Consider the following 15,406-nt stretch of genomic DNA (forward strand, 5'->3'; position numbering starts at 1 on the left):
CCTTCTCGCATGAGTCCTATACAATTTGACTGGCAAATGGTTGAAGCCTTTGCAACCCAACAAATCATTCAAGCTGTCACCGATGTTCATCAGCAACATCCGCATGAACAGATTTACGGTGCACTCTTTTTTGGATTCTATGGTGATGGCAGCGCGGCCTATTGGCCCAGTGTTGCCATCGGGACCGAGCAAAGTCTCAATACTCTGGTCGAACGCTATCGCGTAGCTGAAAATACGACAACTCACAAAATAAATAAACTCACTGCATCCTTGCGTTGGTCTGGCCCAGACTTGATTTACAGTGCTGAGCCAAGTACAGCAGAAGCGGCCTGCGCCGATGCATTCACAGCTGTTGCCAGTCAGACCCAAGATTTTGATGAATGGGAACAACTATATAATTTATTCTTGGCCTGTTTTCCTCGGGCGGCTAAATGCGCCAGTGAAAGCTTGATACACGCTGCTCTTGTCAGCCCCGATTTCATCGCCATTGCCGCGGATGAAGCCGAGGAGTTAATTGCTCTCAGCCTAAGCCCTGCACAATTACAACGGCACTTCCCCAAACACGGCAGTTAATATCCGCAGCCATCAGCCCAGCACCACACCACACCACAAGAAAGTCCCCACTAAAATTAGAGCATTTTTCATGCGAAAATTTATCTCGCTATTTGCAACATCTCGATAACCCTCCTGCTTTTTATTTCATATGCTCAAATGAGTCGCGATTGATAAACAGCATGCGATCAACCAAAAAAAATAGAGCTCAGGACGGACACTATGAATCAATTTGTTGAAAACAAGACTGAAAACACTTACAAATTTTGGCACGCACTCTCTCATCCAAATGAGTGGCGTACCCAAGAACCATTGCGCATTGTCAAAGGTGATGGCCTTTATGTTTGGGATGACAAAGGCCATAAAATGTTGGATGGTTTTGCAGGCCTATGGTGTGTCAATGTCGGTCACAATCGCACTGAAGTTAAAGATGCCATTAAAAAACAAATGGATGAAATCTCTTACTATCAACTATTTGCAGGCGTGAGCCACCCATTGGCTGAACAACTTTCCAATAAATTGATTGAAATGACGGCCGAAGAAGACATGGCAAAAGTCATTTATGGCAGTGGTGGTTCAGACGCCGTAGAGACCGCGATTAAAATTGCGCGTCAATACTGGGTGCTCAAAGATCAGCCGAAAAGAACCCGCATCATGTCATTGAAAAATGCCTATCATGGCGTGAACTTAGGTGGTACATCTCTAAATGGAATGCCTGTTTTTAAAATGAATTACGGGCCATTATTGGAACAATGTAATCAAATTGAATCCCCTTGGTTGTATCGTAATCCGTGGAATTGCGAAGATCCAGATGAGTTGGCGCGCTTGGTAGTTGACCAGTTTGAACGTGAAATTTTATATTATGGCGCAGATACCGTTGCAGCCTTTATTGCAGAGCCCGTTCAAGGTGCAGGCGGTATTATTGTGCCACCTGAAAAATTTTGGCCATCCCTCAGAAAACTCTGTGATAAATATGAAATTTTACTCATCGCAGATGAAGTCATCACTGGCTTTGGTCGCTCAGGCCATATGTTCGGCTCACGTGGCTGGGGAGTTAAACCTGACATCATGGTATTGGCAAAAGGTCTGACTTCCGGTTATGTTCCGTTGTCTGCCACGCTGTTAAATACACGCATTGAACAAGCATTCCATGACAACAACGACCATAAAGGCTTGTTTATGCACGGCTATACCTATGGTGGGCATCCACTTGGTTGTGCAGCTGCACTGGCGGTATTGGATATTGTTGAAAAAGAAAATCTTCCAGAAAATGCAGCAAAAATGGGGCAATATTTACTCACGGAACTGAAAAAACTCGAAGCGCAATATCCTCTAATTGGTGAAGTCCGTGGCAAAGGCTTAATGATTGCACTCGATTTGGTTAAAGATAAAAATAGTCGCGAACCGATTGATGCAGAAGGTGATATTGCCGCACGCCTCACAGAAGCCTGTCGCAGTGCCGGTGCGGTGATTCGCCCGATTGGCACCAAACTCTGTTTAGCGCCACCACTGACGATTGATCAAGCGGGTTGTGATGTGCTGATTAATGCGTTGAAATCGGCCTTTGATCAAGTCCAAGCTTAGTTTTCTTACACAAAAGGCTTATGGTGGTTTCACCATAAGCCTTTAGAATACTTTAAGTATTTAGAATATTTAACATTCCAATCGCGTCAATGTAAATTTAGGATGAATTTACTGCACTCACATGGAGATGGTCATGACACAACAAAATCAAACGACCCAGTTTGGCTACCAGTCACATTCCAATATCAATAATCTTTCTTTGCATACCACCCTCATCAATGAATGGGACTTTCTCTACCATCAGGTCTCTTCAGGAAAATTTACCAGTCAACTGAATAGTTTCTGGCTAGATGAGATTGGGATCTATGAAGAACACCTTTCACCTTGTATTTTTCAGCAAGGCAAAGCCAAAGACGATGTGGTCTGCATTGGTGTATTTAGACGTATTCAGCAACCAGTTTTATGGATGGGGGAAGCCATTGATGAAAATGATATTATTTGTATCTACCCCAACAATGAAGTCATCATCAAGACGCCTGAAGACTCTCTATTTTATGCCTTACACTTCCCTTTAAATCTCTTAATGGAACTCGAAGAACAATCACTCAACAGCAAGATGCATACCCTAAAAAATAAAAAATTAAATATTCAGCTCTATCAGAAGATGATGGAAATGATTACCGTGATTCAACGCAGTACGCAGCTAAAACTGACCGATCTGGCACGTAGCTACCTAAAGTCAGACCTGATTGATTTGGCCTATCGTTATATTCATGCCGGGCAAAAAAATAAACAAATTGAACCGCAGGCAAAAATTAAAGCCAATCAAGTGGTGAAATACCTGATCCATTATTTGATTGAACATCGAGATCAACCGATTTCACTGGATAAATGCTGTGAGCTCACCCAGATGTCGAAACGCACCCTACAAAATTATTTTGAAGCAGTCACAGGCCAAAGCCCCTCTTTGTTTCTAAAATATTGGCGCCTTAATGGGGTGCGTCGCATGTTGCAGCAAGCCAAAGCTCAGATTTCAATTGGTGATGCTGCTGGCTATTGGGGCTTTTGGCATTTATCGCAATTCGCGACAGACTACAAACGACTGTTTGGTGAGACACCAACGGAAACTTTGTTGATGCGGTAGACCAAACCTCATAACCATTTTGTAGCTCACCTTAACGCTAAAGAAATCAATGCTTATAAAACCTAGCATGTTGAAAAATAAGCGATACCATCGTGATAAAACACTTTAAATAAGGCTTAATGCATCCCAGCCCAAGCAGAGTAGTAGATTGACAAAATTGATCAGTCACTTTCCAAAATTCAAGTCGATATTGTTTACAGTTTCATCGCACAGCATTGCTCTAACTCAACAACGACAACAGGCGCCATCTATTGACCAATTCAAAACCCGCACTGAACTGTAGTTTCATAAACTTTAATTAATATATTTTATAGACTTATAAAATGATGGTTCGAAATAAATTTTATATTGATTATTTCATCGCGCTAATAATAAGCGCGATAATACTCCCACATTATATTCCTTATTTCCTTAAGGAATTAGATTCATCAACCAAGCCAAATTAAAATGAATTAATAAGTAAATCTAAATAATAATCTAATTGTCATATTTATCAAATTTTAAACATAATATAAAACACAATATAAAAATCAAAAAAAATCCAATATTAGCAACCCAGCAAAAAGATAATAAATACATTTATGCATATTAAACAGTGTCTAAAAAAAATCTATTTTAATTAGTGTGTTACATAATATGTGTGATTTAGTTTGCGTTTTGTTTATACACTGTTAATATACTCATGGTTTTTTGTTAGTAAATAATTTACCAACATCAATCTTAATAAAAATCAACTTCGAGAAAATGCTATGAAAAAACTTGGCTTAATGGCTGTTCTTTCAATTGCTGGTATTACAACTGCACAAGCTGCAGATGGCACCATCACAATTAATGGTTTAGTAACAGATAAAACTTGCGATATCGTAACCCCTGCAGGTAAAGACTTTACTGTTACATTACCAACTGTTTCTAAACAAACACTCGCAAATCTTGGTGATGTTGCAGGCCGTACGCCATTCCAAATTAAACTTAATAAATGCTCTCTTGGTAAAGTTGCAACCTATTTTGAACCAGGTTCAACGGTAGACTTCAATACAGGTCGTTTATTAAATCAAGATAATACTGGTGCTAAGAACGTTGACGTTCAACTGCTTGGTAGCAACAACCAAGTCATTTCAATCCTTGCAGGTTCAGGTCCTGGTGGCGCTCAAGCAAACTCACAATGGGTTGATGTCGCTGAAGGTGCTGGGGCAGATTTAAATTACTATGCAGAATACTTTGCTACAGATGCAGCTTCAGCAGGTATTGTGAAAACTCAAGTGCAGTACACCATTATTTATCAATAAAATTTATATAGCGTTCCTATGTCCGCATAGGAACCCTACTGTGTGACTTCACCGAATCTGCTGCCGAAGAGAATGCTGAACATGAGATTAAATAATCGTAAATTTCCACTTGGAATTTCCTTTTTACTGGCGATGACTGCTGCTATATCTCATGCCGAAATTATTCTTCATGGCACACGCGTTATTTATCCATCAGATGCACGTGAAGTCAGTTTACAACTGAGCAACAATGGTTCGAATCCTGCACTGGTACAAGCTTGGATTGACAATGGTGATCCTAAAAGCTTACCAAGCCAATCGAAAGTACCTTTCATGATTACGCCTCCAATTTCTCGCGTAGAAGCAAGCAGAGGTCAAACCCTTCGTATTACGGCCTTACCAAGTGCTACGGCCTTAAATCAACAACAAGAAACCGTACTCTGGCTGAATGTGATTGATATACCGCCAAAACCATCTTCAAATGGCGGAACCGCAGCCCCAGATAACTTCGTACAACTTGCGATTCGTTCGCGCATCAAATTCTTCTATCGTCCCGCATCAATCAAAGATGATGTCAATACCGCACCTGACAAACTGCAGTGGGTGAAATCGGGGCAAAATTTGATAATCAATAATCCAACGCCTTTTCATCAAACATTGATTGCAATCTATCAATCTAGTGATGACAAAAAAGTAGATCTCCTTCCTCAAGGTTTAATGCTTAAACCCTTTTCTGAAGAGAGCGTCTCCCTTAAAACCAACAAGCTTCAAAATATGAGCTTTATTTATATCAATGATTATGGTGGCCGAATTGAACAGGAAATCAAGCTTCAATAAGCGCCATTAATATTCTTCATCTCATTATTTTAACGTTTTTAAGGCCTATTTCTAATAGGCGGGTTAATTATGTCAAGTCGGTGCCTTCCTTCTAAATTTTTAAAACGCTATGTACGTTTTTATCTTGCATTTGGTGTGTTTACCATAAGCATGCCTTGCCTAGTTCACGCTGAAGATACAGCAGCACCAACCAAGGTTGAAGCCGAATTTGATTCTGTTTTTCTTATTGGTGGCGATGATGTACAGCAAATAGATATGAGCCGCTTTAAATATGGCAATCCTGTTCTGGCGGGTGAGTACAACCTTGATATCTACGTTAATGGCCAATGGTTTGGCAAACGTCGTATGTTATTTAAAAACCTTGACGCACAAAAAAATGCGGTCACCTGTTTTACCGAAAGCACTTTATTAGAGTATGGCGTAAATAAAGAAGCACTGATTCGAGCTACGCATCCACAACAAGATGGCTGTTATCAAATTGAAGAATGGATCAATCAGGCATTCTATGAATTTGATACCTCACGCATTCGTATGGATATTTCCATTCCGCAAGTTGCGTTACAACAAAATGCACAAGGTTATGTTGATCCAAGTATTTGGGATCGGGGCGTGAATGCTGGCTTTTTATCTTATAGTGGGAGTGCCTATAAGAACTTTAGTCAATCAAATGATCATGGTGAAACGACCAATGCCTTTATGGGAATTAATGCTGGACTCAACTTAGCCAGTTGGCAACTACGACATAATGGTCAATGGCAGTGGCAAGATCATCCGACAGTAAATCAAGCCAAATCAAAATATGAGTCAACCAGCACCTATTTACAACGTGCCTTCCCACAGTATCGTGGTGTGCTTAGCATAGGTGATAGTTTTAGTAATGGTGAGGTTTTTGACTCTTTTGGCTACCGCGGAGTAGACTTTTCTAGCGATGACCGTATGCTGCCAAATAGTATGATCGGTTATGCACCACGGATACGTGGCAATGCCAAGACCAATGCCAAAGTTGAAGTTCACCAACAAGGTCAACTGATTTATCAAACCACGGTTGCACCAGGTAACTTTGAAATTAATGACCTCTACCCTACAGGTTTTGGCGGTGAACTTGATGTGTCAGTCATTGAAGCCAATGGTGAAGTCCAAAAATTTTCAATCCCTTATGCTTCTGTTGTACAAATGCTCCGACCTGGCTTAAACCGTTACTCCGTAACTGTTGGTGAGTTTCGTGACCGCGATATTGACCTTCATCCTTGGGTGGTGCAGGCCAAATATCAACAGGGTTTGAATAACTATCTAACCGGTTATAGTGGTTTACAAGCAGCCGAAGACTATACCGCGATTTTGTTAGGTGCCGCAGTTGCCACCCCAGTCGGTGCCGTTTCCTTGGATATTACCCATTCAAATGCTGACTTTAAAAGAAGTAGTGCCCAGTCAGGACAAAGCTTTCGACTCAGTTATAGTAAATTGATTTCAGCGACCGACACCAACCTAACATTAGCAGCTTATCGCTATTCCACCGAAAACTTTTATAAACTACGTGATGCAATACAGGTTCGCGATCTTGAAAATAAAGGGATCAATACCTACGCTGTCGGTGGTCAACGTAGTGAATTTCAAATTACCTTAAACCAAGGTCTTCCCAATGGTTTTGGTAATTTATACATGCTCGGCTCTTGGGTTGATTACTGGAACCGAGGTGAAAGCAGCACACAATATCAGATTGGCTATAGCAATAACTATCATGGTCTTACCTATGGTTTATCAGCAGCCAAACGCCAAATTGAATATGGCTCAAAGACGACCAGCAATGATACTGAATACTTAATGACCCTGTCATTCCCACTGAACTTTAAAAAGCAGTCGGTCAATGTCAATGTCAGTGCAAGTCAGCATGATCGTACTGTAGGAATTAATAGTTCTGTTACAGATCGCTTTAGTTACGGTGCATCATTCGCACATCAAGATTATAACAACCCATCCTTTAACACCAATGCACGTTATCGTACCAATTATACGACTGTAGGCGGTGCTTATAGCATTGCAGATGGGTACCAACAAGCCATGCTCAGCCTCAGCGGCAACATTGTTGCACATGCGCAAGGCGTACTCTTCGGTGCAGAACAAGGCCAAACCATGGTCTTGGTTTATGCACCCGATGCAGCAGGTGCCAAAGTCTCAAACACAACAGGACTAAGCATCAATAAAGCGGGTTATGCCGTTGTCCCTTATGTAACCCCTTATCGTCTCAATGACATCACACTAGATCCACAAGAAATGTCGACTGATGTCGAATTAGAAGAAACCAGCCAACGTATCGCACCATTTGCAGGAGCAATTGCAAAAGTAGATTTCTCCACCAAAACTGGCTATGCAATATTCATTGAAAGTAAAACGACAGCAAATGAAGACTTACCATTTGCTGCTGAAGTCTTCAATCAAAGCAATGAGGTCGTCGGAATTGTTGCGCAAGGTAGTATGATTTACCTACGTACTCCACTCGCTCAGGGACAATTAACCGTAAAATGGGGTAAGGGCGATCAGAATCAATGTCAGGTTGAATATGATCTAAGCGCACAAGTTCAAGCTAAAGCTACGAAGTCACAGCAAAATATGTTTACGACTGAGGCAATATGCAAATGAAAAAAACACTCATCAGTGCTGTGGTATTGGCAGGAAGTTTAGGCCTATACACCGAAGCTTATGCAACATGCACGCAGATACAACCATTCACCACACTTGATATTTCAATGGCTGTGGGGCGGGTCGTGGTACGCCCAAGTGATGCTATCGGTAAAGTTTTAGTGAAAAGAACCTTTCCAATTAATACCAATGGCTCTCAATATAACTGTGATAAGAGTGGGGGGACTTTAGAAGCAGTTTTAACCCAAAACTATCCATTGAGCCCATCAGGTGGTGATAGTGTTTATTCAACCAATATTCCAGGCATTGGGATCCGTTTATATCGTGAAGCTATAAACGCAAGTAACTTCTCAGGATATTACCCTTATGCCCGTCCAACAGCGACCAATACGAATTATTTTCTTGCGGATGGCTATTTCGTCGTTGAAATTATTAAAACAGCAGCGGAAACAGGATCTGGCACCTTAGTTCCAGGCCGTTATAGTCGCTACAATATTAAAGGTAGTTCAACTACACCGTGGTTAACCAGTACCGTTTATGGTAATGCGATTACCATTGCATCCTCCTCCTGTGAAATTCAAGGCAGTATTAATCGGACGATTGTATTACCTACAGTCAACACGGCAGGATTTAAAGGCGTTGGTTCTACCCAAGGAGAACAACCTTTTGACATGAATATATTATGTAATGGTGGCAAAAATCCAACGGGTTATGAAGAAAAAAATCAAATTAGTTTAACTTATGATTATTCTACAGAAGGCAGTAATAATAGTGTGCTGCAAAATACTGCACCAGTCGCAGAAAAAGCCAAAGGGGTCGCTATACAACTGCTTTGGAATTATCAAGGTAAAAACGACGTGATTAAGAAGGGTGACAAGCTTGTTTTAGGTACGCTAAACTCAGGTACATCCATTACATACAATGTGCCAATGACTGCACGTTACTACCAAAGTGCAGCCAAAATGACTGCTGGCAAAGTCAAGGCACAAGCCACCATGATGATTAATTATGATTAAAATGAGCTTGAGTAAAGCTACTCTACAAATCGGTTTGGGTACGAAGAGCGAGGCTCTTCCCCAAAAATAACCTTTTTTTTAACCGATTAATTCAGCATAAGTTGCCATAAGAGCTGGCATATCTTGTTGGGTTAAAAATGGCTGCAATTGCTTAAATTGCTCGTGACTTAAATCGTATAAATTCAACGCCAATAATTGTGCAATAACCTCATCTGAAAAACGGTTTTTCATCCATTTGGCTGGATTACCTGCCACGATACTGTACGGTGCCACATCTTTACTGACAATACTGCCAGAAGCAATCACCGCACCTTCGCCAATCGTCACACCGGGCATAATCATCGCGCGCATACCAATCCATGCACCATCACCAATCACTGTATCGCCTTTCATTTTATAGGCCTCCGTGATGGACTCCAAAAATGGATACAAGCTAAACCAGTCCATGCGATGGGTATGATTGCCTCCCATCAAAATCACTGCTTCAGCCGCAATACAGACGTGACTACCGATGTAAAGTTGATCAATTTCCCATGCAGGCTCCCAAGTTTTTAGACTATATTCATCGCCATACAAATAGCGCACCACACTGTCTTCAAAATTGCCTGTCCACGCATTGCTGTAATAACTAGACGTTCCCTTAATATGAATATTGGGATTTCGATGGGTCTCATGCAAATATTCGACTTGAGACCAATGTTTATTCTGCATTTGATTGAAGTCCCCCTTTTCCAGTAATGCTATCTCCAACAACTGCAACCGCAGCGATCGGCATAATAATGGCATCCGCGACGAGGGCAAACGGTGTGATGACAATATTGCCAATTAAATTACCCAGACGAGTGCGACGTTTACTTTCGAAGTAGCCAATTTCGATCATGTAGTTTCCATTAAATGCAGTATTCCCATCAAATTTAATATTGTCCGAAGGCTTATACATTTTCCCTTTGATTGGAACTGACAATAGGAGTTCAACCTCACTCGGTTTTTCTCTTAATTGAGCTTGCATTGCCCTAGCATGTGCAGCCAGATCTGAAACAGTTTGTGCGGTTGGATGGAGTACCTTTAACTGTAATTTTAAATCCGTCGTGAAATAAACCTCGTCAGCGTCCTGCGCTAATTTATGAAAGTTTAATCTTATTTTTTGATCAGAAGAGGTCACAAGCGCCAAACTTGAGTTGGGAAATTTAGAATGAATAAATTCAGTAATTTTTTCATTTCCTTCCGTCAATACATAAACATTTTCCTTACCGATCACCACAAACTGCTTATTTGTATTATTCGCATGGATCAATTGTCCAAAGCTAATCAGCGGGTCTTCTTTAATTAATTTATATTGTTGAGTTGTCTCAACAACCGGGTTTCTATTCCAAGCCTCATTGGTCATACAGCCAACGAATGAAACGCTAAATAATATGACCATTAACGAAGAAAATAATGATTTCATATAAGCCTACTTCTTGCTAAATGCCCCTGAGCGTCATGTTAAATAAATACACAACATATTCACTCAGATTTGGCATCGTCAAATTAATTAACCTAACCGCTTAGGGACAAAGCTTGGTCTGGAAAGTCTTGGTATTTGGTCCACGGGCACATTGATAACTTTTTTCAGTTTTATTCAAAGTCCAACGTTGCGCTTGTTGTTTAAACTGATAAACCGTACGAATTGCCGATACCGAGTCATCCATCAAACCGCTTTGAATCACCGTGATTTGTGCTGCTGTCGGAGACTCGATTCGATTAAAAACCTGTTGAATCGAAACATGATTCAGTTCTTGGACCAAGTCAGGTTCATGCTTGAGCAACTGTGCAAATGGCGTTAATGCACCAGAGTCAACCACTCGAGGAAGAGATTGTTCCGTTACTGTTTGATCTTTTTTGCTCTTTGGATAGAGAGACTGCAGCGTACTACACCCCGTCAAGCTCATCGCGCCCAATAGTGCAGCCAAGATTAAAATACGCATCGTTATTTTCCTTTTTGTTCAATTCGTTCTAATAAAAAAATCAATTATTCGCCTGTGAGTTCAAGTGGTGCAAGATCGATCTCAACGACCAATTCCTTGCTTTCACCCTGATACATTTGTGCTTTATCGCCTAGATCTAGCATATAAAAATGGCCTTGTTCGGTGAGGAAATGCCATGCCAAGATTTGCTCACCCTGATATTCATGACTCGGATCACCCATCGTGACTTCATCTAAATCTTGCTCAACAGCCGCACACAGTGCTTGGATGATCTTAAAATAACGTGGCTGATTTTTTTTGGCAGCCTCAACCCGTTGTTCAAGGTTTGGAATTTTTGTTGCCGCTTGATCGAGATAATCTGCAATTTCTGCTTCGTCTAAAACTTTCAATTGAGGATGTTTTTTCAACCACTGATGGTTAATTTCAATTAAATCTTCGCGTTCATTGAGGCTGTAAAAGGCATCATCAAATTGGCTTAAGCTATCGCGTTGGTGGTTTTCACCAAAGTATTCGCCTTCTAGGTATTGTGCCAATTGCTCAGGTGTAAATTGGTTCAGAATCGCAGCAGACTTTTCAAACAAGGCGGCATGTTTTTTTGCCTGCATGGCAATTAAGCCATCACGCACCCAACCCACGATTTTGCCATCCCAACGGGTGTTATAAACGAACTGGGAAAAACCACCATTTTCAACTTGCGCCAAATAATAATCGACATGATAGCTTTGTAATGCAGCAACGCTAACATCGTCATAATCCAAATAACGATTGAACGCTTCATTCAGACTATCAATATTCGACATGATAATGTCGTATGCGTCGTCACTGTCGAGGCTTTGTTGTGAAACAAGAATATGAGAAATAAGCATAGAAAATTATAATGTATTGGGAGTTAGCTCAACATAACAAAAACCAAGGCCAAGGTGTTAGTCATCCAAGGTGCAGCAACAGACTTTATCTAATAAATCAAACCACACCACACCACCTAAGCTGCAATATAGTGGGTTCTAATCAAACCAAAGCATTGATGGTATCCAACAGCTGCGCCTCGTCAATTGAACATTGATTAAATGCTGCAAAATGCTGTATTTCAAGTATCAATTGCGGAAAAAATGCATCTCGATCCAGAAAACTATCTTCCAGATGTAAACTCAATACCTCCAAGCGTTGTTCAGCACGATGCGCCTTACAATCAATCCGTGCAACCATTTGATTGCCATATAAAATAGGCAAACAAAAGTAGCCAAACACGCGTTTCTCAGCAGGTACATAACATTCAATTCGGTATTCAAATGCAAAAAGTGAACTTAAACGATCACGATGAATCACCAAATTGTCGAATGGCGATAAAATTTTGACCGCTAGTGCAATCGCAGGAGGCTGCTCTAAGCAAGCCGTATCTGCATATATTTTTTGCCCACCAATATTATCTAATAGCGTAATCACCCCAGCATCAAGCTGTTCCAAAACCACGGTTTGCATCGCTGCTCTTAAGGGTTGTCCGACTTTGAGATGTAAAAGCTGCTTCCAGGTAAATACGCCATACGCTCTAAGTGTCGTGTTAAATAAATACTGGGCATATTCGTTTAGGCTGGGCAGCGTCAAATCGATGCCACTTGGCAAGCAGTTTTCGCGAAGGTCATAGACTTTTTCCATGCCATTACGTGCAGAAATCATCAAGTCACCTTGCATAAATAGCAATTCAAGCGCACGGCGGCCAGGTCCCCTATTCCACCATCCCCCTTGAGCAACTTTCTTGCCTATATCAATATTGCGTAAACGTATTTCACCTTCGGCTTTGACCTGTGCCAAGATTTCATTCATTAGATGCGGATCGGCATTGCGGAAATAGCGATTTTCACCCTTTCGAATCGAGGCCATTTGCGCTAATACATAGCGATAATCTCGCATCGGTAAATAAGAGGCTGCATGAAACCAGTACTCAAAAATATGTTGTTCTTTTACCAACTGGTTTAAATGGGTGGGCTGATAGTCTGGTACACGATTCCACAACACATGATGATGCGCGCGCTCAATCACTGAAATCGTATCCAACTGGACATAACCCAAATGCTCAATCGCACAACGTGTTCCCACAAGGCCTTCGCCAAAGGCATGCGGCTGACCAAGCCCTTGATTGAACAATGCCAAACGTCTTAATTTATCAATCATTAGAAATTGCTTCTCTGGGTTAAGCGCAATCAAGCCATCATCCGCATGGATGGGTATGGTTATTTATGCCGGTTATTCATTGTTATTTCACTTCTAAATTCTAGCAACCATAACTTCGCCTGAATATTATTATTTTTCAAAATATTAAATTAAAACAAAGTACTTATTTAGATATCGGTATTGCCTGTTCAAATGCATGAACTTCACCGCGATCATCGATCAAATGATATTTCAGGACATATGCATCAGATGGATTTAAATCGACATTTTCAAGCTTCAACAATGGAGACTCAAAAGGTGGAAGCAGAATATTCAGCCATTCATACACGGTGGTCTGCTTGGTTTTATTGAATAGACTGAGACTAATTGCGGTGACATAAAAGGGCGTTGGATTTTTGATTATTATTTCAGCCGACTGTGCCCCATGATCAGGAAATGAAAACTGCAACTGGCGATTAATCTCATCAATGGGTAAAACCTTTAATGCTTCAGGTCGAAAGTACACTTTTAACTGTGTATTCATCGATAAATTTAAATAGTCATGTTCTAAGTCTTGTTTCTTTACTGCGGGTATTTCATAAAGATTGAGCCAATAAAGCGACTCCCTGTCTTTGGCTAATTCCATCCCATTAAAGATCAACCGAATCCCTTTAACATCTTTGGGTTTCATTTGAAATACAGCGGGTAGAACGACAAACGGTGCATGTTCAAATTCAGCATTATTTGAACCATCATCGATCCAGACCTGCGTCAATATCGGATATTCATTGGTATTGGCTAGCATCAGCGTTTGCTCACGCTCACCCTCGCTATAAATAACCCGTGTTTGACTGGCCAAGATCCCAGCATATAACCAGGATGGTATACAGGTAAGTCCGAGCATTAATATTATCGTTTGATAGAAGCGTTTCATTGTATTTTCACCACGATCGTTGCCGTTGATTTTACTTTACCCGCTTGTACATCGATACCAGGTATGGCTTTGAGCGTTGCACGATATCGGGTTTCAAAGCGCTGATAGGATGGATCTGCGCCTGCACCTTGTGCAACGGCACCATCCCAAACCCCATACCAACCCGCTGCTGCTCCTCCACCAGGAGTCGCAGTTTTATTTAAAAAAAGCAGTTCTTGGCCCGTACCAATATTTCTTAATTGAATCCCGACACCTTTTGCAATATTGGGCCCCGTGTAATATTGATCCGAAATGAGATAACGACTAGAGCCATTCGGATTATTTATGCCAAGACGATGTGCGGCATCAAATGCCGCTGCCGATGGCTGAAAACCGATCGCAAATTTTCCAGCGGTTGTGCCTGATTCGACCCCAACTGAATCACATTCTAAATGTACTGTAAAATCACGAACAGAGCTTTCCCCTGCTTTGATAGCACTGGAGGTAATCTCATTAAATTTCACTAGCGAATCACTGGTATTGCGTGCGGCACAGGCTGGGGACTTACTTGCCTGGGTAAATCCATTCAAAAAACCATAAGGCAGACGATTCGCACCGATATTAAATTGCGTAGCAGAATCCTCTCCGATATTATCGTGAGCGAAGGGAATGACCTCGTTATCAACGCCAGACAACTGCAAATACATACTCGGTTGACTACATTTCAAGCTATCATAGACCATCCCATTGGCAACGCCCGTCCCTTTTCTATACATCCCAGTATCGATTAAAAACATACAACCATTACTGTTTGAGTTCCCCGTAGAAATATGCGATGGCAAAGTGCTGAGTCGATATAAAGTGACTTCTATCGTCGGAATATCCATCAGGCGAATATTTATTTTTGTTGGATTCTTTGGATCTGTTACATAGTTCTTTACTGGAACAGGTCGATAATAACGACTAACCTCAACCCCCTCTACAGTATGTTTAACACCAACATACTTCCAAAATGTACTATAAACACCCGTTAAACCGTCTGGCTTCCCCATGTCCTGATTACCGCTATAAAGTGATCGACCATTGGTTGAAACCAAAAAGTAAATTTTATCTAAATCCTTTCTGTCACACGTCCAAATAACCTGTGTAGACGTCATCATCTGCAGGTTACTGGCCAGTGTTGCTGGAACAGCAGTAGAATCAATTGCTGTCCCTTGGGGCTGTAAATAAAGACTACTAATATTGAAGTTTGGTACATTAATTGGGGTTGCGACATTATCGACCGCGTTAAATTTTTTGACCACTGCACAGGCTGCATGTGCTGAAGGAATCAACAACATACAACTGATCAACCCCCAAAGACCATTTAATAAATAGCGCAAATTAATTCACTCCTCTTTTTG

At 41.1% G+C, this 15,406-nt stretch carries 14 protein-coding genes; 7 read left to right on the forward strand and 7 right to left on the reverse strand.

What is annotated here, in order from left to right; genetic code table 11:
* The first annotated feature begins 9 nt into the window (after positions 1-9).
* From FD716_RS15730 to FD716_RS15760, 7 genes are all read left to right on the forward strand, one after another.
* On the forward strand, positions 10-573 hold the full coding sequence (locus FD716_RS15730; protein WP_171477060.1) for a DUF4303 domain-containing protein: 564 nt from the start codon (positions 10-12) through the stop codon (positions 571-573).
* A gap of 201 nt (positions 574-774) precedes the next feature.
* A complete protein-coding gene (locus FD716_RS15735; RefSeq protein WP_139853194.1) occupies positions 775-2,136 on the forward strand; it encodes an aminotransferase class III-fold pyridoxal phosphate-dependent enzyme in 1,362 nt (453 codons plus the stop codon).
* A gap of 133 nt (positions 2,137-2,269) precedes the next feature.
* On the forward strand, positions 2,270-3,220 hold the full coding sequence (locus tag FD716_RS15740; RefSeq protein WP_171477061.1) for a helix-turn-helix domain-containing protein: 951 nt from the start codon (positions 2,270-2,272) through the stop codon (positions 3,218-3,220).
* Positions 3,221-3,969: 749 nt separating this feature from the next.
* On the forward strand, positions 3,970-4,506 hold the full coding sequence (locus FD716_RS15745) for a fimbrial protein (protein WP_139853196.1): 537 nt from the start codon (positions 3,970-3,972) through the stop codon (positions 4,504-4,506).
* An 81-nt stretch (positions 4,507-4,587) separates the two neighbouring features.
* Positions 4,588-5,322, forward strand: coding sequence for a fimbrial biogenesis chaperone (locus FD716_RS15750; protein WP_139853197.1), 735 nt, complete (start codon positions 4,588-4,590; stop codon positions 5,320-5,322).
* 69 nt (positions 5,323-5,391) lie between these two features.
* Positions 5,392-7,959, forward strand: coding sequence for a fimbria/pilus outer membrane usher protein (locus FD716_RS15755; protein WP_139853198.1), 2,568 nt, complete (start codon positions 5,392-5,394; stop codon positions 7,957-7,959).
* Positions 7,956-8,975, forward strand: a complete 1,020-nt coding sequence (locus FD716_RS15760) for a fimbrial protein (RefSeq protein WP_139853199.1) — start codon at positions 7,956-7,958, stop codon at positions 8,973-8,975. The genes FD716_RS15755 and FD716_RS15760 overlap by 4 nt, the downstream gene beginning before the upstream one ends.
* Positions 8,976-9,053: 78 nt before the next feature.
* Here the strand turns inward: FD716_RS15760 and FD716_RS15765 are convergent, their stop codons facing one another.
* The 7 genes from FD716_RS15765 to FD716_RS15795 all read right to left on the reverse strand — a co-directional run bounded on the left by FD716_RS15765 (position 9,054) and on the right by FD716_RS15795 (position 15,385).
* Complete coding sequence (locus FD716_RS15765; RefSeq protein ID WP_139853200.1) at positions 9,054-9,686, reverse strand: CatB-related O-acetyltransferase; 633 nt, start codon at positions 9,684-9,686, stop codon at positions 9,054-9,056.
* Entirely contained in the window at positions 9,676-10,422 is a 747-nt protein-coding gene (locus tag FD716_RS15770; RefSeq protein WP_139853201.1) for a hypothetical protein, read from the reverse strand. Before FD716_RS15770 ends, FD716_RS15765 begins: the two co-directional genes overlap by 11 nt.
* Positions 10,423-10,522: 100 nt before the next feature.
* Entirely contained in the window at positions 10,523-10,942 is a 420-nt protein-coding gene (locus FD716_RS15775) for a hypothetical protein (RefSeq protein ID WP_139853202.1), read from the reverse strand.
* Between the two features lie 44 nt (positions 10,943-10,986).
* A complete protein-coding gene (locus FD716_RS15780) occupies positions 10,987-11,742 on the reverse strand; it encodes a DMP19 family protein (protein WP_228714960.1) in 756 nt (251 codons plus the stop codon).
* A 208-nt stretch (positions 11,743-11,950) separates the two neighbouring features.
* The gene (locus FD716_RS15785; protein WP_139853204.1) at positions 11,951-13,111 is read right to left on the reverse strand and encodes a winged helix-turn-helix domain-containing protein; all 1,161 of its coding nucleotides are present in this window, start codon (positions 13,109-13,111) and stop codon (positions 11,951-11,953) included.
* A 163-nt stretch (positions 13,112-13,274) separates the two neighbouring features.
* Positions 13,275-14,024, reverse strand: a complete 750-nt coding sequence (locus tag FD716_RS15790; RefSeq protein WP_139853205.1) for a fimbrial biogenesis chaperone — start codon at positions 14,022-14,024, stop codon at positions 13,275-13,277.
* Entirely contained in the window at positions 14,021-15,385 is a 1,365-nt protein-coding gene (locus FD716_RS15795; protein WP_139853206.1) for a fimbrial protein, read from the reverse strand. Before FD716_RS15795 ends, FD716_RS15790 begins: the two co-directional genes overlap by 4 nt.
* Between the last annotated feature and the right edge of the window lie 21 nt (positions 15,386-15,406).

Source organism: Acinetobacter pullicarnis (assembly GCF_006352475.1).
GTDB classification, from domain to species: domain Bacteria; phylum Pseudomonadota; class Gammaproteobacteria; order Pseudomonadales; family Moraxellaceae; genus Acinetobacter; species Acinetobacter pullicarnis.

Coding starts and splice junctions, on each gene's coding strand:
- FD716_RS15755 (WP_139853198.1), top strand. CDS start 5,392: ATGTCAAGTCGGTGCCTTCCTTCTAAATTTTTAAAACGCTATGTACGT.
- FD716_RS15760 (WP_139853199.1), top strand. CDS start 7,956: ATGAAAAAAACACTCATCAGTGCTGTGGTATTGGCAGGAAGTTTAGGC.
- FD716_RS15745 (WP_139853196.1), top strand. CDS start 3,970: ATGAAAAAACTTGGCTTAATGGCTGTTCTTTCAATTGCTGGTATTACA.
- FD716_RS15785 (WP_139853204.1), bottom strand. CDS start 13,111: ATGATTGATAAATTAAGACGTTTGGCATTGTTCAATCAAGGGCTTGGT.
- FD716_RS15765 (WP_139853200.1), bottom strand. CDS start 9,686: ATGCAGAATAAACATTGGTCTCAAGTCGAATATTTGCATGAGACCCAT.
- FD716_RS15750 (WP_139853197.1), top strand. CDS start 4,588: ATGAGATTAAATAATCGTAAATTTCCACTTGGAATTTCCTTTTTACTG.
- FD716_RS15740 (WP_171477061.1), top strand. CDS start 2,270: ATGACACAACAAAATCAAACGACCCAGTTTGGCTACCAGTCACATTCC.
- FD716_RS15780 (WP_228714960.1), bottom strand. CDS start 11,742: ATGTCGAATATTGATAGTCTGAATGAAGCGTTCAATCGTTATTTGGAT.
- FD716_RS15735 (WP_139853194.1), top strand. CDS start 775: ATGAATCAATTTGTTGAAAACAAGACTGAAAACACTTACAAATTTTGG.
- FD716_RS15770 (WP_139853201.1), bottom strand. CDS start 10,422: ATGAAATCATTATTTTCTTCGTTAATGGTCATATTATTTAGCGTTTCA.
- FD716_RS15730 (WP_171477060.1), top strand. CDS start 10: ATGAGTCCTATACAATTTGACTGGCAAATGGTTGAAGCCTTTGCAACC.
- FD716_RS15775 (WP_139853202.1), bottom strand. CDS start 10,942: ATGCGTATTTTAATCTTGGCTGCACTATTGGGCGCGATGAGCTTGACG.
- FD716_RS15790 (WP_139853205.1), bottom strand. CDS start 14,024: ATGAAACGCTTCTATCAAACGATAATATTAATGCTCGGACTTACCTGT.